The sequence below is a fragment of the Enterobacter sp. BNK-29 genome, from assembly GCF_048684785.1.
Lineage (GTDB): Bacteria > Pseudomonadota > Gammaproteobacteria > Enterobacterales > Enterobacteriaceae > Enterobacter > Enterobacter cloacae_M.
In genome coordinates this window covers 445,722-468,576 of record NZ_JBLQTU010000001.1, presented here as the reverse complement: position 1 = coordinate 468,576, position 22,855 = coordinate 445,722, and the positions used below count along the sequence as shown (strand labels likewise).

The following is a 22,855-nucleotide window of genomic DNA, read 5'->3' as shown; positions in this document are numbered from 1 at the left end:
TTTTTTTGCATGTACGAAACGAAACTAAAAACCAAGAGGCCGGGCTTCGTACCGGATAGATATTTACTAAAATCCGACAGTTGTTGTCGCTGAGGAAGAAAGAAATGGGGCACTTTTTCGCTTACGTGGCGGTTATCACCGTAAAGGAGAATAACTATGTCGCATAACGCAACTCCAAACACCTCTCGCGTGGAATTACGTAAAACGCTTACGTTGATTCCGGTTGTTATGATGGGCCTTGCCTATATGCAACCGATGACGCTGTTCGATACATTCGGTATCGTATCGGGCCTCACAGACGGTCATGTGCCGACGGCTTATGGCTTCGCGCTGATTGCGATCCTCTTTACCGCGCTGAGCTACGGTAAACTGGTGCGCCGCTATCCGTCTGCTGGTTCTGCCTACACCTATGCCCAGAAATCCATCAGCCCGACAGTTGGCTTTATGGTGGGCTGGTCTTCGCTGCTCGACTATCTGTTCGCGCCGATGATCAACATTCTGCTGGCAAAAATTTATTTTGAAGCGCTGGTGCCGTCGATTCCATCCTGGATGTTCGTCGTGGCGCTGGTGGCCTTTATGACTGCCTTTAACCTGCGCAGCATTAAGTCCGTTGCCAACTTTAACTCCGTGATCGTCGTCCTTCAGGTTGTCCTGATTGCCGTTATTCTTGGCATGGTGATTTACGGTGTGTTCCACGGTGAAGGTGCCGGCACTCTGGCGAGCAGCAAGCCGTTCTGGTCTGGTGATGCCCATGTGATCCCGATGATTACCGGGGCAACCATTCTGTGCTTCTCCTTTACCGGATTTGACGGCATCAGCAACCTGTCTGAAGAAACGAAAGACGCAGAGCGCGTGATCCCTCGTGCAATCTTCCTGACGGCGCTGATTGGTGGTCTGATCTTTATTTTCTCGACCTATTTCCTGCAGCTGTACTTCCCGGATATCTCCCGCTTCAAGGATCCGGATGCGTCTCAGCCGGAAATCATGCTCTATGTGGCGGGTAAAGCGTTCCAGGTTGGCGCGCTGATCTTCTCCACCATTACCGTACTGGCGTCCGGTATGGCCGCGCATGCAGGCGTTGCGCGTCTGATGTACGTGATGGGTCGCGATGGCGTATTTCCGAAAAGCTTCTTCGGCTACGTTCATCCAACCTGGCGTACCCCGGCGATGAACATCATCCTGGTCGGTGCCATTGCGCTGCTGGCGATTAACTTTGACCTGGTGATGGCAACGGCGCTGATTAACTTCGGTGCGCTGGTGGCGTTCACCTTTGTGAACCTGTCGGTTATCTCTCAGTTCTGGATCCGTGAAAAGCGTAACAAGACGCTGAAAGACCACTTCCAGTATCTGTTCCTGCCGATGTGCGGTGCCCTGACCGTGGGCGCGCTGTGGGTTAACCTGGAAGAGAGCTCTATGGTGCTTGGCCTGATTTGGGCGGGTATCGGCCTGATTTACCTGGCCTGCGTCACGAAGAGCTTCCGTAACCCGGTTCCACAGTACGAAGACGTCGCGTAATCACTTTGCCACATGCAGTAATTATCCTTAATGCCAGTCACTGACTGGCATTTTTACGTCATTTGAAACCCTAGCCAGGCTAGCGGGTCAGTAAGGCTATCAGCTTAGAGTCGGTTATTAAAACTCTTTTTGATTTGTTAACTATTTGTAGTCCGGCAACTGCAAGAGTCAAACCAGAAATCAAAAGGGGGCTTCAATATGAGGCGAAAAGAACTTAGCGTACATCCGACAGAACTCTAGATATAACATATTTTTGCTCCGGACAATTGGCGGGATCTTGAGAAATCTATGTGAATTGCTGTATGAGGAGTTTGGTGACCTGAATTACAAATACAGAAACAGGTGGTTCTGATTCCGTTACGATGTGAATGCGGTAGGTAAAAATACGGCGAATATACAGAAATAATTAAAATATCCTTTTAAAAAGGATAAAGTGTGAAATCAGTTATCACTATCATATCTTATTAACCCGTTCACGGACCGTTAGTAACAAAAAAGATGACAAATATCTGATTTTATGCGCCTGCTATGGCACAACCGGTAATAAGTCCTTACTAACCACATTTCTATAACCTGCGATATAGTCGGAGGTTATTTTATCCTACTTTTATTAGGCTTTATTCAGTAAATAGCGGGGAGGTGGAAAGAGAGCTGAGCTTTTGTAATTCAATAATGTGAATTTGCTACTGAGGAAAGAGTGGAAGCAGAAATTAAGATGAAATAGTGAGGCCCTTATAAAAGACCCCACTGTTCAATAAATGCTAGAGTGTAACGTGCTTGTCTAGTGGCAATCCATAAATGCTTCACAAAGAGTAATTAATTTATAATTCTTTGTATCAATGAACATATCAAAGGGAAGATCTGGAATTCCTTTCATTATTTCGCTATGCCCTGATTTGTAGATACCAATGACTTGTTGCCTGAATTTCAATGTTGAAAGTTCAGGAGTATGAAGAATGTCAGCAAGTTTTTCAACTGGCGCAGTGTCAGCGCATACTGCGGAGTCATTGGATGCGAAAATGACTGGCCCCCTCTGCTGTTGTAAAAATTCAGTAATTTCATCTTCGGGAATGGTGGTTGAAACACAGGTTGAATAATTCACCACTGTGTCAATATCAGACGAAATACCTTCATGAGTTGAGCCCAGTTTTATGAGGTTAAAACCATATCCTAAATTTACACCCCGGTCATTTATCATAGCTCCACTTGTAGCAGTATAGGTGGCTGAAGAAAGTCCTAAAATATCACTTTGATACAAGATCGGTTTTTTGTTAATGATTTTTTCTGATGCTACTCCTGTGCTGTTAACACGAACCTGTTTTATCGAGTTTCTGGATATAATATAAGAACAAATACCATCTTCATTGATGTTCATATTTCTGCAAAGATTAGCATAGAATAAATCATTATCTTTTTGGATGACCTTTTGGGCATTCATGGCAAAAGCTTCAAACCATAATGCTTTCAATTGCCCATTAGCTTCAATAGCAGAATATACAGGTAAACTATATTCCTCTGAACCTATAGCTATCCCATTGTTAGTTTGTTTAATTCCATCATTTAATGATGGGTAGTTCCAAAGTTGCGACGCATAGGCAAAGAAATCTTTAGTCCGACCAAGTTCGTAATTTTTTATCAATTTGCCCTTTTTACTGTCGAGTAAGCTGCTTCCAAACCCTAACTCTTTCACCGCTGCGCCAGATAAATCGAGGACAGTTGGCCAGACATCGAGTAAAGTGCCTTCAGTATTATTAACAGTAGGTTTCAAGTCTTTTTTGATAATAACGAAACGGTTTCTTCTCTCCTGGCTCACCTTATCGAGGAGAGGAGAGGCACTATTTGCCATCATTAGATGATCTGATACCAGTACGACGATAGTATTCTCGAACCAGGGACTATTCGTTATTCGATTTATAAAATCAGTCAGCAGATAATCTGAACAAGCCACTGAGGCAAGCATAGGATACTGCTCATTCTTAGGTACATGATTCTCACAGGCTTTCAAAAATGTCCCTTCCGGGGAGTGCGTATTTACTGTCAGGAGCGATAGCAGGAACGGTTGCTTCTGCTGGGACATACGTGAAAATTCATCCCATGCATGCTTAAGCAATAAGTCATCATGAATTCCCCATCCACTGACATCATCAGGTGTGGCAAGAAGGTTTTCCGCGAAATAATTTTTATCGTGCTGCGATTGCCAACCATGTTGCTCGAGGAATTTATCCCCCCCAGCGAATTCTTTCTGACTACCACGAATAAATTCGGTCTGATAGCCTTGAGTTCCAAACCATGAAGCTACACAGTCAGCCTTACCCAGGAAGTTGACGAAGCTCGCTCCAGAATTACCTTGTTCCATGATAAGTGGAATACCGCATTGAGTATTTACTAATCCCGCCATGGTCCATCCTATGCCCCGGATTGGTGGTTGACGTATGTTGGTAAACTGCATGTATTTATTTGCAAGCGCGCTCAGGCCTGGCGTGTAATTTGTTCCATCCAGGCTCTGGAATGTGTTTTCAAGACTTTCGGCATAAATAAAAACGTAATTATATTTTTTATCTAATTGCGCAGTTGCTTTTTTATATTCTTTTTTTACTGCGGCGGCATTACCATCATTAAAGAAGGTGTCTTTGGTTGAGTTGTAAATGTTCGAAATAAACTGTGATGGAATTATACTGATTAAAATGAGAGACCAAATGAATGTTGTTTTTTTTAGGGGGAGTAAGTCCTTTTTTTTGTATTTTAAATATACGCTACATGCAAGTGTTGCCAAAATGATAATAATAAATATCAATCCGACTTGTAACTTGCTGTAAATATCATCAAGTGATGTGCCTTGTGCTGTATTAAATAACTGGTAATAAACGGCGTCGGTGACACCATAGCCAGTAAACATGTTTGAAATATACCAAAAAGCAAACAGTACGAAAATAATGCTAGTGGTAATTGATTTTAAAAAGATCCATCTGTGAGATGAAATAGCAAATACAAGTAGTGCAAAGAGTTGTAAGTAAATCATTTTAGAGGCTTTAAAAGTAAGTTAATCTGTTATCATGTAAGTTGCGATTTTATCATGATTTTTTGGGGCAATGAATGTCTTATGACATTTTTCTGCCATAAAAATGTCATAAATACTCTCTGATACCCCACTTATATGAACGTGAGGCCATGTCATTCGGGCTTAAACAATCTCTTGTGCATACTGATACAGGGCTTTCAACAGCGCCTGTTTCTCAGCATTCCCTTCATACTGGCTATAAAGCATTTCCAGCTCCTGGGCATAGCTGTTAAGAAACTCCTGAGTAAAGACATTGCGACGATGCTGCAGCCAGCGATCCTGCTCTGCCTCGTCCAGCGTGCCGGGGAAGTTACGCGCGCGGTAGTTAAACATCAGCTTTTCGATGCGTTTATCAGCGAAAGTAATATCCAGCGCCGGTAAGTTACGCGGCTCGGTTTGCAGAACGATATTCATCGCCGCACGGTCGGCGTCGCTGAAGAAGCCGTTGTAGAGTTGGGCATCCACGTTTTCAGACGGCACGAACGGCTCCGCCTCGGCAAAGATAGCAACCACTTTCTCGCGCACCTGCGGGTTTTCGCGCAGCACTTTCAGGTTATCGAGGCAGTGCTGACGGTTAATGCCCAGTCTGTCCGCATCTTCCGGGCGCAGCGTGTTCGCCTGCGCCAGTACCGGACATTTATTGATATGCACCAGTTTGACCGGCACCGCAGGCAGATCGCCGAGTTCATTTTTCGGGGTATAAAGCCGTTCGCGCAGGGTATCGCTGTCGAACTCAAGCAGCGGCGAAATATCGCCAGCTAAATCCACCATGATGACCGCATTACGGTTGTCCGGATGCCACGCCAGCGGGGCGACCCAGCTGGTATTGCCGCGCCAGGCGCCAAACATGCCGGAGATATGCACCAGGGGTTTCATCTGCGGTACGTCGATAAGGGTCATGAGCTTCTGCTTGCTGCGGTGGCTCAGTAGATACTCAAACAGCCGGGGCTGCGCGCTTTTCACCAGCTTCGCCATGGCAATGGTGGCATAGACGTCCGCCATCGCGTCGTGGGCATTGCTGTGCTCGATGCCGTTGGCGCACGTCAGGTGTTCCAGCCGGAAGCTCGTCAGCCCTTCCTCATTTTCAGGCCAGTTAATGCCCTCTGGACGCAGGGCATAACAGGCGCGCATGATGTCGAGCAAATCCCAGCGTGAATTGCGGTTCTGCCAGCTCCAGGCATAGGGATCGTAGAAGTTGCGATAAAAGATGTTGCGCGTCACTTCGTCATCGAAGCGGATGTTGTTGTAACCGACCACGCAGGTATTGGGGACGGTAAACAGATCGTGGATGCGTCGGGCGAATTCTGCCTCGTTAACGCCTTTTTCCCGCGCTTCCTGAGGGGTGATCCCGGTGACCATGACCGCGCCGGGCTGCGGCAGATAGTCATCCGCAGGCTTGCAGTAAAAGACCTCGGGCTCGCCAATGATGTTGAATTCGTCGTCGGTACGGATGGCGGCAAACTGCGCCGGTCGGTCCAGCGCCGGGTGCGTGCCAAAGGTTTCGTAATCGTGGAACAAAAAAGTCGGGCGAGCGGCAGAGTCAGACACCAGTAATACCATCCTGTTAAAAAATGACGTCACTATGGTAAACGATCGTGCGGGTCAGACCGAATAAAAAGCACCGCCGCGTCGCAAATTTGCGCGCCAGCTTCAGAGAAAAATCTGCGTTCTGTCACATTTTTTTGCAATTAAGCCAGGTAACGACATCAGAACTCCCGTAAAAAGGTCATCGATTTTTAATGACCTGAGGATATACCGTTGAAACGCCGTCTGTTTATTGCTGTTTCTTTACTCGCTTCGAGTGTCTCATCTGCTTTTGCGGCCGAACCACTGGATTTTTCGCCGCAGCCTCCGGCCATTCAGGCTGGCTCCTGGGTGCTGATGGACTACACGACTGGTCAGATCTTAACGGCGGGCAATGAACATCAACAACGTAATCCGGCGAGCCTGACCAAGCTGATGACGGGGTATGTGGTTGATCGGGCCATTGATAGCCATCGCATTACGCCGGACGACATTGTCACCGTCGGGCGTGACGCGTGGGCAAAAGGCAACCCGGTTTTTGACGGCTCGTCGCTGATGTTCCTGAAAGAGGGCGATCGCGTCTCCGTGCGTGATTTAAGCCGCGGTCTGATCGTCGATTCCGGCAACGACGCCTGCGTGGCGCTGGCCGATCACGTGGCGGGCGGCCAGCCGCAGTTTGTGAAGATGATGAACGACTACGTGCAGAAGCTGAACCTGCGCGATACGCACTTTGAAACCGTCCACGGGCTGGACGCGCCGGGCCAGCACAGCTCGGCCTATGACCTGGCCGTACTTTCCCGCGCCATCATTCACGGCGAGCCTGAGTTTTACCATATGTACAGCGAAAAGAGCCTGACCTGGAACGGGATCACCCAGCAAAACCGTAACGGCCTGCTGTGGGATAAAACCATGAACGTGGACGGGCTTAAAACGGGACACACCTCGGGAGCGGGCTTTAACCTGATTGCGTCCGCCGTTGACGGGCAGCGCCGTTTAATCGCGGTGGTGATGGGGGCGGACAGCCCGAAAGGACGTGAGGACCAGGCCCGGAAACTGCTGCACTGGGGTCAGCAGAACTTCGATACGGTGCAAATCCTGCATAGCGGTAAAAAAGTGGGGACAGAGCGTATCTGGTACGGCGATAAGGAGCAGGTGAAACTGGGCACCGACCAGGACTTCTGGCTGGCCCTGCCGAAAGCGGAAGTGCCGAACATCAAGGCCAAATACGTGCTGGATAAAAAAGAGCTGGAAGCGCCGATTGCTGCGCATCAGCGGGTCGGGGAGATCCAGCTCTATGACCGTGACAAGGTGGTGGCGCACTGGCCGCTGGTGACGCTGGAAGCCGTTGATAAAGGCGGACTGTTCTCTCGCATGAGCGATTATCTGCATCACACGCTCTAGCGGTTGATGAGCAGACTGGCAGGGTTGCGAGTCTGCTCACATAATAAACACTTCTCGTTTGCTGAACCCTCAGAATCCGCTTTATAGTGTATGTATATACAGTAATAAATGGAGGCAGCATGGACTACAGCATCAAGCAGCAACAGAAACGTAAGATTGCCGGTTTTCATTTGGTCGGACCGTGGGAACAAACGGTTAAACAGGGCTTTGAACAGCTGGTGATGTGGGTGGACGGGCGCCACATTGAGCCGCTGGAGTGGGTTGCGGTCTACTACGATAACCCCGATGAGGTCCCGGCAGAAAAACTGCGCTGCGATACGGCCGTTACGGTGCCGGACGATTTCATTATTCCGGAAAACAGCGAGGGCGTCATGATGACGGAAATCGCGGCCGGGGATTATGCCGTGGCGACGGCGCGCGTGGAAAACTACGACTTCGCCACGCCGTGGTATCAGTTCTTTAATTCCCTGCTGCAGGACAATAAATACCAGATGGCGCTCAAACCCTGCTTCGAGCGCTATCTCAATGACGGCAATGCAGACGGCTACTGGGATATCGAAATGTATATCGCGGTAGAGCATAAAACGGCTTAAGCCTGCTAAATGAAGGGTTTTTCTGCCGGGAGCGATCCGCCCGGCTGAAAACACAGTACAATTGTGATTTGCCGTGTAGCTGGAGAGCGGGTGTGCGTCCCGACAAATCATTAACCCCTTTTGAAATTCGCTTGTACAAACATTACCGCGTGGTGCACGGATGTCGCATCGCGCTGGCGTTCGTATTGACGTTTGTACTGGTCCGTTTGCTGGACGTTCCGGAAGGGACGTGGCCGCTGATCACCCTGGTGGTGGTGATGGGGCCCATCTCGTTCTGGGGGAACGTTGTTCCGCGCGCCTTCGAGCGAATTGGCGGGACGGTTTTAGGCTCGGCCCTTGGGCTTATCGCCCTTAAGCTGGAGCTTATCTCATTTCCGGTGATGCTGGCATGGTGCGGTGCCGCCATGTTCCTGTGCGGCTGGCTGGCGTTGGGCAAAAGACCATATCAGGCCTTGCTGATTGGGATTACTCTCGCGGTGGTTGTCGGTGCGCCCGCCGGGGATATGACCACCGCGCTGTGGCGAAGCGGGGATGTCATCCTGGGGTCACTGCTGGCCATGCTCTTCACCGGTATCTGGCCGCAGCGGGCTTTTCTGCACTGGCGTATTCAGATGGCGAACTACGTCACCGCCTTTAACCGCGTCTATCAGGCCGGTTTTTCCCCGAATCTGGTCGAACGTCCCCGGCTGGAAAAGCATCTGCAAACAATCCTCAACGACGTGGTCAAAATGCGCGGCCTGATCACGCCCGCCAGCAAAGAAACCCATATTCAGAAATCGATTTTCGAAGCCATCCAGACGGTAAGCCGCAATCTGGTTTGCATGCTTGAACTGCAGATCAACGCGCACTGGGCCTCGCGTCCCAGCCATCTGTTGATGCTTAACGCGCAGACTCTCAAAGAGACCCAGCAGATGACGCAGCAAACGCTGTTGACCATTGCCCATGCGCTCTATGAAGGGAACCCGCAGCCGATACTGGCCAACAGCGAGCGGCTGAATGAGATCGTTGCGGAGCTGAAGCAGTTAATCAATGAACGCCAAAGCGATAACGTGGCGGAAACGCCTATTCATGGCTACGTCTGGCTGAGCATGGAACTGGCGCGGCAGCTTGAGCTGTTATCGCACCTTATTTGCCGGGCGCTGCGCAAATAAAAGGCTTATGTGACGCCTGCTGCTTCGATTCAGCAGCAATTGGGGTTATGATAGCTTTAAACGATATACTCATTGTCATTCGCAGCCGCTGTCAGTAAGGTTATTGTTACAACGGTTGCCTTAACGAATCCGAATCTCACATTATCAGGGGTGTAAAAATGGAAACTACCAAGCCTTCGTTCCAGGATGTTCTGGAATTCGTCCGCCTGTTCCGCCGCAAAAACAAGCTGCAGCGTGAAATCCAGGACGTTGAGAAGAAGATCCGTGACAACCAGAAACGTGTTCTGCTGCTCGACAACCTGAGCGACTACATCAAGCCAGGTATGAGCGTTGAAGCTATTCAGGGCATCATCGCCAGCATGAAGAGCGACTATGAAGACCGCGTTGATGACTACATCATCAAAAATGCTGAGCTGTCCAAAGAGCGTCGCGACATCTCTAAAAAGCTGAAAGTGATGGGCGAAATCAAAAACGGCGAAGCAAAAAGCGAGTAATCGCAGCGAATAGTGAAAAAGGCTCTCTGGTGACAGAGAGCTTTTTTTATGATTCAGAACGCGGCTGTAGCTGATAAATCCAGGCCTGAACCTGCTTGCCTTCAAGGGTGGTCACCGTGACCTCAACGCGATCGTAGCCGTCTTCAAATTCGTCCAGCATTTGCCAGTGTGCGGCAAGGTTATCCGAGATAAACAGATAGCCTTCGACGCGGGGGCCGTCAGGGTGGAGCACAATTCCCGGGAAGTCCGCCGCGGCGCCCCAGCCGCGTTCGTAAAACGTGCCGGATACGGAACCGGCCAGCCATTCGCCGCCGATGTCTTCAAGAATATGCGCATTAGCGTGGCCCGGGCGCAGCGTGCCGTAGACAAACAGAGCGTTCATTTTCCCTCATCCGCAAAGCAAAAAGCCTGCTTTAAAAGCAGGCTTTTTAAATTTGGCTCCTCTGACTGGACTCGAACCAGTGACATACGGATTAACAGTCCGCCGTTCTACCGACTGAACTACAGAGGAATCGTTGTGGAGGCTTATCTTAGCGGCGAAAAAAGTTTTGTCAAACCTGATCTTAGGGAAAATCGACTGATTGCTGATTCTGTCGTCAGTTTGTTGTAAATCCACACATCTTTTTCTGGAAAATACTTTGCAGGATTAGCATTTGTCCCCCATCATTTGAAATGGAGTTTCAACTTTTCTCGCTAAGGTCCATTTTGAACGTCACTGCCTCCTTACGCCAGGCGATAACGCGCACGCCATGGTATGCAAAACGTAAAAGCTATCGTGTCCTGTTCTGGCGTGAAATCACCCCTCTTGCCGTGCCTATCTTCCTTGAAAATACCTGCGTTCTGCTGATGGGGGTTTTGAGCACCTTCCTGGTAAGCTGGCTGGGAAAAGAGGCGATGGCTGGGGTTGGGCTAGCGGACAGCTTTAACATGGTGGTGATCTCGTTCTTTGCCGCCATAGATCTCGGGACGACGGTGGTGGTGGCTTTTAGCCTCGGCAAGCTTGATCCCAAACGTGCACGCGAGGCGGCCCGCCAGTCGCTGATGATCATGACCATTTTTTCGATCGTTCTGGCGGCGGTGATCCACTATTTCGGTAAAGAGATTATCGATTTTGTCGCCGGGGAGGCCACGAACGAGGTTAAAGACCTGGCGCTGACCTACCTGGAAATGACCGTCTTAAGCTATCCGGCGGCGGCCATTGCGCTGATTGGCAGCGGCGCGCTGCGCGGGGCGGGAAACACCAAAATTCCGCTGCTGATCAACGGCGGGATGAATATCCTGAATATCATTATCAGCAGCGTGCTGATCTACGGCGTGTTCTCGTGGGAGGGGCTGGGGTTCGTCGGTGCCGGACTGGGATTAACCATTTCACGCTATATCGGTGCGGCAGCCATCATCGGGGTGCTGATGGCGGGGATTACCCCCTCGCTGCGTCTGACGCTGAAAAGCTATTTCCGCCCCTTTAATTTCGCCATTATCTGGGAAGTGATGGGCATCGGCATTCCCGCGAGCATTGAATCGGTGTTGTTCAACGGCGGGAAGCTGCTCACGCAGATGTTTGTCGCCGGGATGGGCACCGACGTTATCGCCGGTAACTTTATCGCCTTCTCTATTGCCTCGCTGATTAACCTGCCGGGTAACGCGCTGGGTTCGGCATCGACCATTATTACGGGTAAGCGGCTCGGGAAAGGGCAGATAGGCCAGGCGGAGCGGCAGCTGCGGCACGTGTTCTGGCTGTCGACCATTGGGCTGACGCTGATCGCCTGGGGAACCGCGCCGTTTGCCGGGCTGATGGCCTCGTTCTATACCCACGAAGACGACGTTAAAGAGGTTGTTAAGATCCTCATCTGGCTCAACGCGGCCTTCATGCCCATCTGGGCGGCCTCATGGGTATTGCCCGCCGGGCTGAAAGGGGCGCGCGATGCTCGCTTTGCGATGTGGGTATCGATGCTCGGCATGTGGGGATGTCGCGTTGTCGCGGGGTATACGCTCGGGGTGATGCTCGGATGGGGTGTGGTCGGCGTCTGGCTGGGGATGTTCCTCGACTGGGCCGTTCGGGGCGCGCTGTTCTACTGGCGGATGGTTAGCGGGCGCTGGCTGTGGAAATATCCGCGAAAGAATGCCTGACAATTGCGCGAAGTGGAGAATAATTCGGCAAACGATCGTAAATATGCATTCTGCCTTTGACATCATGGGGGAGCATCGATAATATGCGCCCCGTTCACACGATTCCTCTGTAGTTCAGTCGGTAGAACGGCGGACTGTTAATCCGTATGTCACTGGTTCGAGTCCAGTCAGAGGAGCCAAATTTGAAAAGCCTGCTTTTAAAGCAGGCTTTTTGCTTTTCTGCATCTGGTAAAATTGTCGGGTGGCGGCTGCGCCTTACCCGACCTACGGGGCTCGTGTGTGCACCCTCTCCCGTGGGAGAGGGGTAGGGCACCAGACCGCACGAAATTACAAACTAATCGGTGCCGTCGCTTCCTCCAGCCACGGATGCGCATCGCTATTCACCAGAGGTGAAAGCACCTCGCGTACCTGCCGGTGATACGCATCCAGCCACTGCTTTTCCTGCTCGCTCAGCAGATGCAGCTCAACCTGACTTAAGTCGATCGGGATCAGCGTCAGCGAGGCAAATTTGCAGAACCCCGGACGGCTCTCCACAATCTCCACCTGGTTTTCAATACGAATACCGTGGCTGTCGCCCAGATAGTAGCCCGGCTCGATAGTCATGATATTGCCCGCCACCAGCGGCCACGGGTTGACCTTTTTGGCGATGCGATGCGGGTTCTCGTGGATCAGCAGCTGGTGCCCCACGCCGTGTCCCGTGCCGTGATCGTAATCCAGCCCCATCTCCCACAGCGGACGACGCGCAAACGCATCCAGTTGATGCCCCTGAGTCCCGGAAGGGAACTGCAGGGTAATAAGAGACAGGAAGCCTCTCAGCACGGCAGTATAGTGCAGGCGCTGCTGCGGATCGACTTTCCCCCACGCCAGCGTGCGCGTGGCGTCGGTGGTGCCGTTAACATACTGGCCGCCGGAATCGTTCAGGTAAAAATGGTCATGGCCGATGGGCTTATTGCTGGCCTCGCTCGAATGATAGTGGCACATCGCCGCATTGCTCGAAGAGGCGGAGATGGTTTCAAAACTCTGCTCGATGAACCCGGGCTGCTGTTGACGGAACGCAAGCTGCTGCGCCTGAGCGTCCAGCTCGGTGAGCGGTTGTCCTGCCGCCTCGCGCAGAGGCACTTCACGGCTCAGCCAGGCGAGGAAGTTGACCCACGCGGCCCCGTCCTGGTGATGGCACTCGCGATAGCCTGCCAGCTCGGCCGGATTTTTAGTCGCTTTCATCAGGGTGATGGGATCGGTCCGCCAGACAATTTCTCCTCGTGGCTCAATGGCGAAGCGCAGGGCCACCGGCGCGGAATCGGCATCAATCATCACCCGTTTGCCTTCAGCAATCTGCTGGCAGCGTTCAATAAAGGTATCCTGCGGCGCAATGGTGAACGCACTGCGCACACCGTCAGGCAGGGCGCTGAGCTTATTGTCGTTAACAAACCACTCAACATGACCGTCACGACCGAGAAGGGCGAAGGAAAGAGGAACCGGGCTAAAGGGGATATCTGATCCACGCACGTTTAGCAGCCAGGCGATGTTATCCGGCAGGGTAACGGCGAGATAATCAGCGTTGTTTGCGGCCAGCACGGCGGCGACGCGCTGACGTTTGTCCGCCCTGCGTTCACCGCTGTGTTCAACCGGCATCTCACGGATAAGCCCCGCCGGTGCGGCAGGGCGATCGGTCCACAATGTGTCAAACGGCGAGGCCTTCAGAGGCACCAGCTCGCACGGCGTGGCTGACAGCTGCTCAAACTCTGAATTGGTCATCAGCAGCCCGTCAAAACCGATGCGCGTTCCTGACTCAACGTTTTCTGCCAGCCATTCTGCCAGCGGCTCGTTGTGCAGATGGTGGATCTCAACCTCATCCGTATTGACCTGAACGCGTGCCTGAACCTGATAGCGCCCGTCGACGAACAGCAGCGCTTTGTTTTTCAGCACCAGCGCCACGCCGGCCGAACCGTCAAAGCCCGTCAGCCAGGCCAGCTTTTCGTCGTAAGGCGCGCAGTATTCGCTCTGCCAGGCATCCGCTCGCGGGACGATCATCCCGTCGAGATGGCTGGCCTCAAGCCAGTGGCGCAGGGCAGAGAGCGGTGATGAGCTGGACATTGTTTTTCCTTATCGTGATTAGCGGAACGGCGGCTCGTTGAAGGTGCGCAGCTTGCGCGAATGGAGCTTGTCGCCCTCCGCGCGAAGTAAATCAATCGCACGAATACCAATCTGCAGATGCTCAGAAATAGCCCCTTCGTAGAAACGGTTGGCCTGGCCCGGCAGCTTAATTTCCCCGTGCAGCGGCTTATCGGAGACGCACAGCAGCGTGCCGTAAGGGACGCGGAAGCGATACCCCTGTGCGGCGATGGTGGCGCTCTCCATATCGATCGCCACCGCGCGGCTCAGGTTGAACCGCAGCGCGGAGGCGGAGTAGCGCAGCTCCCAGTTGCGGTCATCCGTTGTGACGACCGTGCCGGTGCGCAGGCGCTGTTTAACCTCTTCGCCCGGCATGCCGCTGACCTCTTTGGTCGCGTCATACAGCGCGCGCTGTACTTCGGCGATGCTCGGGATTGGGATATCCGGCGGCAGGACCGCATCAAGCACGTGGTCATCGCGCAGATAGGCGTGGGCCAGCACGTAGTCGCCAATCAGCTGGCTTTCGCGCAGGCCGCCGCAGTGGCCAATCATCAGCCACACGTCCGGGCGAAGTACCGCCAGATGGTCGCAGATGGTCTTGGCATTTGACGGGCCCACGCCTATGTTGATCAGGGTGATGCCCTGACCGTCGGCGGTGATCAGGTGCCAGGCGGGCATCTGGTGCTTTTTCCACGCCAGGTCGGAGATCGCCTGCTCGGGCGCTTCGGTTTCAGCGGTGATCCAGATCCCGCCCGCGCAGGACAGCGCGATATACGGGCTCTCCGGGTCGAGGATCTGGCTGCAGCCCCAGCGGACAAACTCGTCGACGTAGCGGGTATAGTTGGTAAAGAGCACGAACGGCTGGAAATGTTCGACTGGCGTACCGGTGTAGTGGCGCAGGCGCGCCAGGGAGAAATCGACCCGGCGGGCATCAAAATGCGACAGGGGAGAAAATTCTGCCGGGTGATAAATCCCGTCGGCCGTCTCATCGCCAATCTGTGAAAGCTCGGTGGTCGGGAAGTGGCGGGTCAGCCCCGCGCTCATGGAGCGATCCAGCGTCAGCGCCGAGCCGTCTATCACGTACGGATAAGGGATTTCGTGCAGTGAAGGTTCTACAGAAATGTGCGCGCCGTAATCCTGGTACAGCAGCGTGAGTTGTTCTTCAAGATACGGTTGGAACAGCGCAGGGCGGGTGACGGTGGTGCTGTAGCAGCCGGAGTGGGTAAAGCGCGCGTAGGCGCGGGTTTTGGGATTACTGCTGGCGCTGCCGTCCCAGGTCACAGAGAGCGATGGATAAACAAAAAGGCCCTCGGTTCTGGCCTTTTGGTCGGGAAGTTTCCCTGTTTCGATATATTCGCTGATGGCGCCGCGCAGCGCGTTGACGGACTGTTCATACAGCGCGTCGAGTTTTTCCAGCGCCTGAGCCGGGGTCAGGCTGGAGCCCTTATTATTCATCTCTGTCTCCTTGTTCCACAGGTGTGCGACTCTACCCGATAGTATGTCACACGCCCGTGAAACAAAAGGGAGATCAGCCGTGACTCGTCTCTTTCATCAGCAGCGCCGTCGCCGCCGACAGCAGGCAGCCGGCCAGCAGATAAATCGCCACGCTGTGCCAGTTGCCGCCGGAGAAGGTCACCAGCGCGGCGGCAATAAACGGCGTAAATCCGCCGCCGACCACGCTTGCCACCTGGTAGCCCACGCCCGCGCCGCTGTAGCGGTAGCTTGCGCCAAATAGCTCGGTGAACATCGGCTGCTGCACGCACACCACCATGTCGTGAGCGATGTTGGCGAGCATGATGGCGAAGAAGGCAATCCAGAAGATCGACTGCGCCTCCAGCGCCATAAAGAATGGCCAGGCGCTGAGGGTGCCAATCAGCGCCCCGGTGATGTAAACGCGACGGCGGCCAAACCGGTCCGCCAGCCACGCGAAGCAGGGGATTGTCAGGCAGCTGATCCCGCCAACCAGCAGGCCAATATTCAGGAACAGCTCGCGCGGCAGACCGAGGTTCTGCGTCGAGTAGTTCAGGGCAAACGCGGTGACGATATACATCGTCAGCAGCTCGCACAGGCGCAGGGCGATAATTTTCAGAAAAGCGCCAGGGTGCTGAACCAGCGCTTCCATCACAGGCAGACGCTTTTTGGCGAGCGGTTTTTCCCGCTGCTGCTGTTCGAATTCCGCGGACTCTTCCATCCCGTTGCGGATCCACAGCGCGGCGATGACCAGCACGATGCTGAAGATGAACGGAATGCGCCAGCCCCAGCTCAGGAACTGCTCGTCGGTGGTGAGCTGGCTGATTAACGATACCAGCCCGGTGGAAAGCAGAAGGCCCACACCGTACCCGACCTGTACGCCGCTGCTGTAAAACGCTTTCTTATTTTTCGGCGCGCTCTCTACGGATAACAGCGCCGCGCCCCCCCATTCGCCGCCCACGGCAAAACCCTGGATGGCGCGCAGGGTGACCAGCAGTACCGGTGCCCACCAGCCGATAGAGGCAAACGAGGGGAGAATACCGATAAGCGCGGTGGCGATCCCCATCATCCAGACGGTGAGCATCAGCATGCGCTTGCGGCCCAGGCGGTCGCCGAAGTGGCCGAAGATCACACCGCCCAGCGGGCGAAACAGAAAGCCGACGCCGAAGGTGGCAAACGCGGCGAGCGTGCCCATCGCGGGGCTGACCTGGGGAAAAAACTCGCGGTTAAACACCAGGGCGGCAGTGATGCCGTAAAGCAGAAAATCATACCAGTCGACGACGGCACCCGCGAAGCTGCCTAAGGCTGCGCGGCGGGCACGATTGAGCGAAGGTGTCTCCTCGTTGGGACGATCGGAGATGAGGGTGGAGTCCATAGTTGTCCTGTCCGTACTGATTTTTAATTATTGGTATAAGAAAAGGTCACTCACAAAGCAGCCGCCATATAAACGGAACCTATGAGACTACCGCGACAAAACGCCTGAGAAAACGTTTTTATCTTTCCGGAAGGCGCTGAATAAATAAATTTCATCTACACCTGCGCCGTATAATTATGTCTTCCCGGCTCCGTTAAGTGCTGAATGGTTTACAGTAATAGTGACTGCTGCGCGAGTTAAGCTGAGGGAATAACGATGCAACGCACCTTTTCGGCATTCTGGATGGTCCTGTTTTTATTCGTCGCACCGCTTCATGCGGAGCCCAACGTCTATGGTGAACAGCGTATCAGCGGCTGGTGGAATACGCTGACGGATGATATTTCGCAAACCTGGGAAGAGCCCCAACGTTACGATCTGTACCTGCCGTTTCTGAGCTGGCACGCCCGCTTTATGTACGACAAAGAAAAAACGGACAATTACAATGAAATGCCGTGGGGCGGCGGGCTGGGCGTTTCCCGCTATAACGAAGAGGGCAACTGGAGCGCGCTGTTCGCGATGATGTTCAAGGACTCGCACAACGAATGGCAGCCCGCGATGGGCTATGGCTGGGAGAAGGGTTGGTATCTGGATAATGCCAAAGATTTCCGCCTTGGTCTCGGTGCCGCGGCGGGCATCACGGCGCGAGATGATTTTGCAAACTATGTCCCGCTACCGTTCATCTTCCCGCTGTTTTCGGCCGGGTATAAGCGCGTTACCGTTCAGTTCACCTATATTCCTGGGACGTATAACAACGGCAACGTGCTCTTTGCCTGGCTGCGCTTAGGCTTTTAAAGGGTGATCACCTTTTTTGCCACGGCGTTAGACAATACCAGCATGGAGAAGAGAACAGAGGTAATGAAAGTGAGCACAATCAGCGCCAGCTTCATACCGAGAGAGGTCACCGGTATCAGCGCCGTCAGCAGATGAAACACCGAGTAGTGCACAATGTACACGCCGGTCATCGTTTTGCTGATGGCGGCCAGAATGGACTCCTTAAATTCAGCATTGCGGCGAAAGCGCACGCCGTTCGCCGCAATCACCAGGGCAATAATCAGGATGTAGATCTGCGACCCAGTGAGAATAAAGGCGTTTCTGTCCGCCTTGAACAGCGCGAAGAAGAAGTGGCGCTCGTAAAACCAGGTGAAGAGGTAGATAAACGGGATGGCGACAACCGCCGCCCTGACCACATTTTTGCGGCTAATCCACTCGGCAATTTTCGGGTCGCAGAAGAGTTGCCCCGTCAGATAGAACAGCAGCCACGTCCACAGCCGATACTGCGGTGAAAGAGAAAGGGCGTGCGCCTCAGGATAGAGCGCCGATAGCAGATCGTATCCGTAAGAAAAGAGCAGCAGGGCGGCAATCGCGCCGCAGAACAGCGCTCGCCGCTGGCTGAGCCACTCCACCGCCGGGTGGAAGGTGTAAATCACCACAAAGGCGAACACGAACCAGGGCTGGATTAAATACCCGCGCTGATAGGGCTCCCACAGGTAGTAGATCGTTATCCAGAACAGAAAAACAATCACCAGACTTTTAATTTTACCCAGCTGCCAGCGGGTGCCGTGCCGGGATTGTCCGTCGAGATAGCCCGCAACCACAAAAAACAGCGGCGTGGCAATCGTCGAGATAAAGGTCAAAAATCCCAGGATCCAGTGATAGTCGTAATCATAATGATCCCAGGTGTTGTAGATGGTAAAGAAGGTCACCGCCGTCATACAGCCCAGCGTCTTGATAATGTTCAGCCCTGTCGCATTCATTGTGGTTTGGCTTCGTCCTTACGATGGAAACACGCATAGATAACGGGGAGTACCAGCAGCGTCAGGATTGTAGCAAACCCCAGTCCAAACATAATCACAACGGCCATGCTCTGGAAGAAAACGTCCAGCAGCAGCGGAGCCAGGCCCAGTACGGTCGTGAACGCGGTGAGCAGGATAGGGCGCAGGCGCGAGGTGGCGGCGTACACGATCGCCTCGTGCTGATCCTTTTGCGTTTTCTGCTGCTCGATCTCTTCCACCAGCACGATGCCGTTACGGATCAGCATGCCGCTCAGGCTCAGCAGACCAATCAGCGCCATAAATCCAAAGGGAATGCCGGTAAGTAAAAATCCCGGCGTGACGCCAATCAACGCCAGCGGTACGGTCAGCCAGATGGCGACCGCATTTTTCACCGAGCTGAACATCAGCACCGTAATGACAAACATCACCAGATACCCGAGAGGTAGCGTAGTGAATAGCCCCTGCTGCGCTTCGCTGGAGTTTTCCGCGTCGCCCCCCCACTCGATGCTGTAGCCGTGTGGCAGGTTAAGGGCATCAATCTGCGGCTTCACGCGGGCGAGAATGTCCCCGGAGGTTTGCTGGCTCATCGGGTCCGGGTCCGTCTGCACCGTCAGCACCCGCGAGCGGTCGCGTCGAAGGATGAGCGGATCTTCCCACTCCAGCGAGAAGCGGCTGACGACGTTACTCAGCGGGATATACTGCTGCCGCGTCTGGCTCCACACCAGCACGTTGTTCAGGTGATTGGCGTCCAGCCGTTCGCTCTCAGGCGGGCGCACCACCACGGGCAGCAGGTCGCTCCCTTCCCGGTACAGCCCAGCCCGGCTGCCGGAGAAGTTCATCTCCAGCGCGTTATCAACGTCCTGCTTATCTACGCCAAGCTCGCGGCCCAGGGCGGCAACGTACTGTGGGCGGATCACCTTGCTGCGGTTTTGCCAGTCGTTCCTGACGCTGCCGGTGGCAGGGTCGCGCGTGAGAATATCGTCCACCTGGCTGGCAATCAGGCGCAGCCTGTCAGGGTCGGGGCCTTTAATGCACACCTCAATGGCGCTGTCGCCGGAGGGGCCAAACATCACGCGTTTGGTGCTGGCGTTGACCTGCGGATAGTTTCGCGCGATGTACTCGTCCACGTGGCGCGTCAGGGCGGAGATGTTGCGCTGGTCGTCCATGCGCACCATGATCTGCGCATAGTTGCTGTACTGGCGCTGTCCGCTGTAGGTCAGAATGAAGCGCATACTTCCCTGACCAATGGTTGAGACGGTGGTCTCCACGCCCGGCTGGCCATTGATCGTCTTTTCAATATCGCTGGTCATTTTCTCAGTCCACTTGATATCGGTACCGTAGGGTAGCCACAGGTCGACAAAGAAAATCGGCGTATTAGACGACGGGAAAAAATTTTGCCGCACGGCGCCGAAGCCCCAGACAGAGGCTGCCAGCAGCGCAGCCATCACAATGAGCGTCGGTGCCTTATGGCGCAGCAGCGTGTTAAGCAGGCGCTGGTAGGCGCGGTAGAGTCGTTTATCGTAAGGGTCTGACTCGTCGGTTTTATCGGGCGCGCTGTCGTTTTTAAACAACCACCACTTAATCAGCACCGGGGTGAGGGTGAGCGCAGAGAACCAGCTCAGCATCAGGGAAATCAGCAGCACCTGGAACAGGGATTTACAGTATTCCCCGGTGGAATCCTGCGACAGCCCGATAGGAGCAAACGCCAGGATGGCAATCACCGTCGCCCCCAGCAGCGGCAGGGCGGAGCGGCGGATGATGTAGTTCACGGCGGTCAGCAGAGGCGAGCCCTGCTGTCGGGCAATCAACACCCCTTCGACAATCACGATGGCGTTATCCACCAGCATGCTGAGGGCGATAATCAGCGCCCCGAGCGAGATGCGCTGCAGCTCAATGCCCCACAGATACATAATCAGCAGCGTGCCCAGCACGTTGAGCGCGAGAGAAAACGCGATGATGATCCCGCTGCGTACGCCCATAAAGATCAGCAGCACGCCGATGACAATCGCCAGCGCCATCAGAAAGTTAATAATAAAACCGTTAACGGAGTGGCCCACTTCGGCTGCCTGATCGTAGAACAGGTCTATCCGTATGCCGGCCGGTTTTTCCGCCGACATCTGGTTTAGCTTCGCCTCCAGCGCGTGGCCCACGTCGATAACGTTCACGCCGGGAATAAACGAGACGCCCATGGTGACGGCTTTTTTACCGTTGGCATGGTAGATACTGGCCGGCGATTCGTTCAGCCCGCGCGACAGCGTGGCGATATCCCGCAGACGCGTCGCCGCCCCGGTGCCGGAAGGCGTGATGATAATATCCGCCAGTTCATCAAGATTCTCGAATTCACCGGTCGGGTGCAGGCGAATGGATTCGGTGCCGGAGGTGATTTCTCCTGCGCTGGAAACGACATTAAGTCTGCTGAGCAGGGCGGAAAGCTGGTTCAGCGTAATGCCGCGCGCGGCCATTTTGGTCAGGGAGATATCGATGTTGACCTGTTGGCTAATCGCTCCGCCGATGGCGACCTTCGCGACGCCGGGTATCAGAATTAACTCCCGGCGCAGCTGCTCCGCATATCGCACCAGTTCAGGATTACTGAATTCATCTCCGGAAATGGCGAAGAAGAAGCCGAACACGTCGCCGAAATCGTCATTCACAAAGGGCGTGACGACGCCGGGCGGAAACTGACGCGAGGCATCGCCCACGCGGCGGCGCAGTTCATCCCAAATCTGCGGCAGCTCGTTCGAGTGATAGCGAGAAGCGATGTTAACGGTGATTTGCGACAGACCGTTTGAAGAGATGGAGCTCACGTTGTCCAGATAAGGCAGCTGCTGAAGGGCATTCTCCAGCGGAAGCGTCACCTCCTCTTCAACCTGCTGAGCGGATGCGCCGGGGTAGTGGGTGACCACAACAGCGGTTTTGATGGTAAAGGCGGGATCTTCCAGCCTGCCGATATTCAACAGGGCGAAAATACCCCCGATGCCCAGCAGCAGGATCGTTAGCCAGACGCGAACAGGGTTATTAATAAATTGACGAGAGATATCCATTACAGTCCCCGTTCACGCGTCCAGATACGCACCGGCTGGTTAGAATGGAGCTCACCAACGCCTGCGGCCACCACGCGCTCGCCCGCCTTAAGCCCGCTGGTAATCACCACCCCTTCGGTGCTCACTTGCCCCACGCTGACCTTGCGGTCTTCCAGATGCAGCGCATCGCCTTCGCCCGTTACGACCCAGACGTGCGGCTCGTTACGCGGGCTGTTGTCCGGGTTAAAGACTGCCTCAACCGGTACGACCAGCGCCTGAGCATCCGCGCCCGCCGGGAGGTTGGTTAAATTGATGGTCACCGTACCGCTTACGCCACCGACGGCGGGGAAATCATCTGGTCGCGGCATGGTCAGTATCACCTGCCAGGTCAGGGTATTGCTGTCGCTGCTGCCCGAATGCTCTTTGTAGACGGCGGTAAATTCCCGATCCGGCATGGCGTTAATTTTCACCACGGGGCGATACTGCGCGTTGCGGATATCAAAGGCCTTAAACAGGTTTTCAGGGATACTGAACACCACGTCCAGCAGGTCGGTGCGGGTTAACGTGGCAATAGGCTGACCGGCAGACACCACCTGATGGTTTCGCACGTGCACGCTGGCCACCGTCCCGCTGAAGGGGGCGACGAGCGTCATCTGATTCAGCTCTTCTCGGGCAATCTGCAGCGCCGCATTAGCCGAATCGCGGTTCGCACGCTGCACGTCCATTTCCGCTTTCGAAATCGCCTGGCGGCCCGCCAGCGTCTGGAAGCGATCGAATTGCCTCTGGGCCAGCGTCGCCGCCGTTTGTCTGTCGTTAACCCGCTGCTGGGCTTCACGGGCGTTCAGTCTGGCAAGCTGTTGCCCCTGTTTGATGGCTGCGCCCTGACGCACATCGAGCGCTTCAATTTGACCGGCGCGCTTGAAGGAAAGGTCTGTGGCATCGCCCGATTCAATGCGGGCGGGAAAAACGCGCTGCTGGGCGTGACCGGGAACCGTCACCTCCGCCACTTTTACCATCCTGGGAAGGGGGGAAGCTTGCTTCGGTTTTGGGTCGCACGCCGTGAGCGTTAACAAAACGAACGGTAAAAGAGAGAGATAGCGGTTCACTGTATTCCCCTAATAAATAACTGTTTTATTTATTCCATAACCTGGACAGGGGGTGACACTATTCTGCCAGAACAGTGACGACCATATAGGTAAATAGA

The 22,855-nt window shown here is 54.0% G+C and carries 17 protein-coding genes and 2 tRNA genes; 9 read left to right on the top strand and 10 right to left on the bottom strand.

Going from position 1 to position 22,855, the window contains the following annotated elements; translation table 11 throughout:
- Positions 1-104: 104 nt before the first annotated feature.
- Both yoeI and plaP read left to right on the top strand, forming a co-directional pair.
- Positions 105-167: a membrane protein YoeI gene (gene yoeI, locus ACMGGX_RS02245; protein WP_103791507.1), complete on the top strand. Its 63-nt coding sequence runs from the start codon at positions 105-107 to the stop codon at positions 165-167.
- On the top strand, positions 157-1,515 hold the full coding sequence (gene plaP / locus ACMGGX_RS02240; protein ID WP_023312362.1) for a putrescine/proton symporter PlaP: 1,359 nt from the start codon (positions 157-159) through the stop codon (positions 1,513-1,515). Before yoeI ends, plaP begins: the two co-directional genes overlap by 11 nt.
- 781 nt (positions 1,516-2,296) lie before the next feature.
- On the opposite strand, the gene ACMGGX_RS02235 is transcribed toward plaP, so the two are convergent.
- Positions 2,297-4,534: a sulfatase-like hydrolase/transferase gene (locus ACMGGX_RS02235; protein ID WP_420297984.1), complete on the bottom strand. Its 2,238-nt coding sequence runs from the start codon at positions 4,532-4,534 to the stop codon at positions 2,297-2,299.
- A 162-nt stretch (positions 4,535-4,696) separates the two neighbouring features.
- On the bottom strand, positions 4,697-6,133 hold the full coding sequence (sbcB, locus tag ACMGGX_RS02230) for an exodeoxyribonuclease I (protein ID WP_420298742.1): 1,437 nt from the start codon (positions 6,131-6,133) through the stop codon (positions 4,697-4,699).
- Positions 6,134-6,331: 198 nt separating this feature from the next.
- Between sbcB and dacD the strand changes: the two genes are divergently transcribed.
- The 4 genes from dacD (at position 6,332) to ACMGGX_RS02210 (ending at position 9,736) form a co-directional block, all read left to right on the top strand.
- Positions 6,332-7,498 (top strand): serine-type D-Ala-D-Ala carboxypeptidase DacD, encoded by a 1,167-nt coding sequence (gene dacD / locus ACMGGX_RS02225; RefSeq protein WP_032658759.1) that lies wholly within the window; start codon positions 6,332-6,334, stop codon positions 7,496-7,498.
- Positions 7,499-7,617: 119 nt separating this feature from the next.
- On the top strand, positions 7,618-8,091 hold the full coding sequence (gene sbmC, locus ACMGGX_RS02220; protein ID WP_348561441.1) for a DNA gyrase inhibitor SbmC: 474 nt from the start codon (positions 7,618-7,620) through the stop codon (positions 8,089-8,091).
- 92 nt (positions 8,092-8,183) lie between these two features.
- A complete protein-coding gene (locus tag ACMGGX_RS02215; protein WP_023312358.1) occupies positions 8,184-9,242 on the top strand; it encodes an FUSC family protein in 1,059 nt (352 codons plus the stop codon).
- Between the two features lie 158 nt (positions 9,243-9,400).
- The gene (locus tag ACMGGX_RS02210) at positions 9,401-9,736 is read left to right on the top strand and encodes a DUF496 family protein (protein WP_008499467.1); all 336 of its coding nucleotides are present in this window, start codon (positions 9,401-9,403) and stop codon (positions 9,734-9,736) included.
- Positions 9,737-9,782: 46 nt separating this feature from the next.
- On the opposite strand, the gene ACMGGX_RS02205 is transcribed toward ACMGGX_RS02210, so the two are convergent.
- Positions 9,783-10,118 carry a gamma-glutamylcyclotransferase family protein gene (locus ACMGGX_RS02205; protein WP_045142990.1) on the bottom strand — a complete coding sequence of 112 codons (336 nt, stop codon included), beginning with the start codon at positions 10,116-10,118 and terminating at the stop codon, positions 9,783-9,785.
- 53 nt (positions 10,119-10,171) lie between these two features.
- A tRNA-Asn gene (locus ACMGGX_RS02200) sits at positions 10,172-10,247 on the bottom strand.
- A 161-nt stretch (positions 10,248-10,408) separates the two neighbouring features.
- Between ACMGGX_RS02200 and emmdR the strand changes: the two genes are divergently transcribed.
- Together emmdR and ACMGGX_RS02190 are read left to right on the top strand one after the other, a co-directional pair.
- The gene (gene emmdR, locus ACMGGX_RS02195; protein WP_123244567.1) at positions 10,409-11,863 is read left to right on the top strand and encodes a multidrug efflux MATE transporter EmmdR; all 1,455 of its coding nucleotides are present in this window, start codon (positions 10,409-10,411) and stop codon (positions 11,861-11,863) included.
- 103 nt (positions 11,864-11,966) lie between these two features.
- Positions 11,967-12,042, top strand: a tRNA-Asn gene (locus ACMGGX_RS02190).
- Positions 12,043-12,190: 148 nt separating this feature from the next.
- On the opposite strand, the gene ACMGGX_RS02185 is transcribed toward ACMGGX_RS02190, so the two are convergent.
- From ACMGGX_RS02185 to shiA, 3 genes are all read right to left on the bottom strand, one after another.
- The gene (locus tag ACMGGX_RS02185) at positions 12,191-13,957 is read right to left on the bottom strand and encodes an aminopeptidase P family protein (RefSeq protein ID WP_348561435.1); all 1,767 of its coding nucleotides are present in this window, start codon (positions 13,955-13,957) and stop codon (positions 12,191-12,193) included.
- Positions 13,958-13,975: 18 nt separating this feature from the next.
- Complete coding sequence (locus ACMGGX_RS02180; RefSeq protein WP_348561434.1) at positions 13,976-15,430, bottom strand: AMP nucleosidase; 1,455 nt, start codon at positions 15,428-15,430, stop codon at positions 13,976-13,978.
- A 73-nt stretch (positions 15,431-15,503) separates the two neighbouring features.
- Complete coding sequence (gene shiA, locus ACMGGX_RS02175) at positions 15,504-16,820, bottom strand: shikimate transporter (protein WP_420297983.1); 1,317 nt, start codon at positions 16,818-16,820, stop codon at positions 15,504-15,506.
- A gap of 255 nt (positions 16,821-17,075) precedes the next feature.
- On the opposite strand from shiA, the gene pagP reads away from it, so the two are divergent.
- Positions 17,076-17,651: a lipid IV(A) palmitoyltransferase PagP gene (pagP, locus tag ACMGGX_RS02170; RefSeq protein WP_420297982.1), complete on the top strand. Its 576-nt coding sequence runs from the start codon at positions 17,076-17,078 to the stop codon at positions 17,649-17,651.
- Here the strand turns inward: pagP and ACMGGX_RS02165 are convergent.
- From ACMGGX_RS02165 to ACMGGX_RS02155, 3 genes are read right to left on the bottom strand one after another with little or no spacing between them, the layout of a single operon-like run.
- Positions 17,648-18,613 (bottom strand): acyltransferase, encoded by a 966-nt coding sequence (locus tag ACMGGX_RS02165; protein WP_205916484.1) that lies wholly within the window; start codon positions 18,611-18,613, stop codon positions 17,648-17,650. The genes pagP and ACMGGX_RS02165 overlap by 4 nt on opposite strands.
- Positions 18,610-21,672: an efflux RND transporter permease subunit gene (locus ACMGGX_RS02160; protein WP_420297981.1), complete on the bottom strand. Its 3,063-nt coding sequence runs from the start codon at positions 21,670-21,672 to the stop codon at positions 18,610-18,612. Before ACMGGX_RS02160 ends, ACMGGX_RS02165 begins: the two co-directional genes overlap by 4 nt.
- Positions 21,672-22,757, bottom strand: a complete 1,086-nt coding sequence (locus ACMGGX_RS02155) for an efflux RND transporter periplasmic adaptor subunit (RefSeq protein ID WP_420297980.1) — start codon at positions 22,755-22,757, stop codon at positions 21,672-21,674. Before ACMGGX_RS02155 ends, ACMGGX_RS02160 begins: the two co-directional genes overlap by 1 nt.
- Positions 22,758-22,855 lie beyond the last annotated feature (98 nt).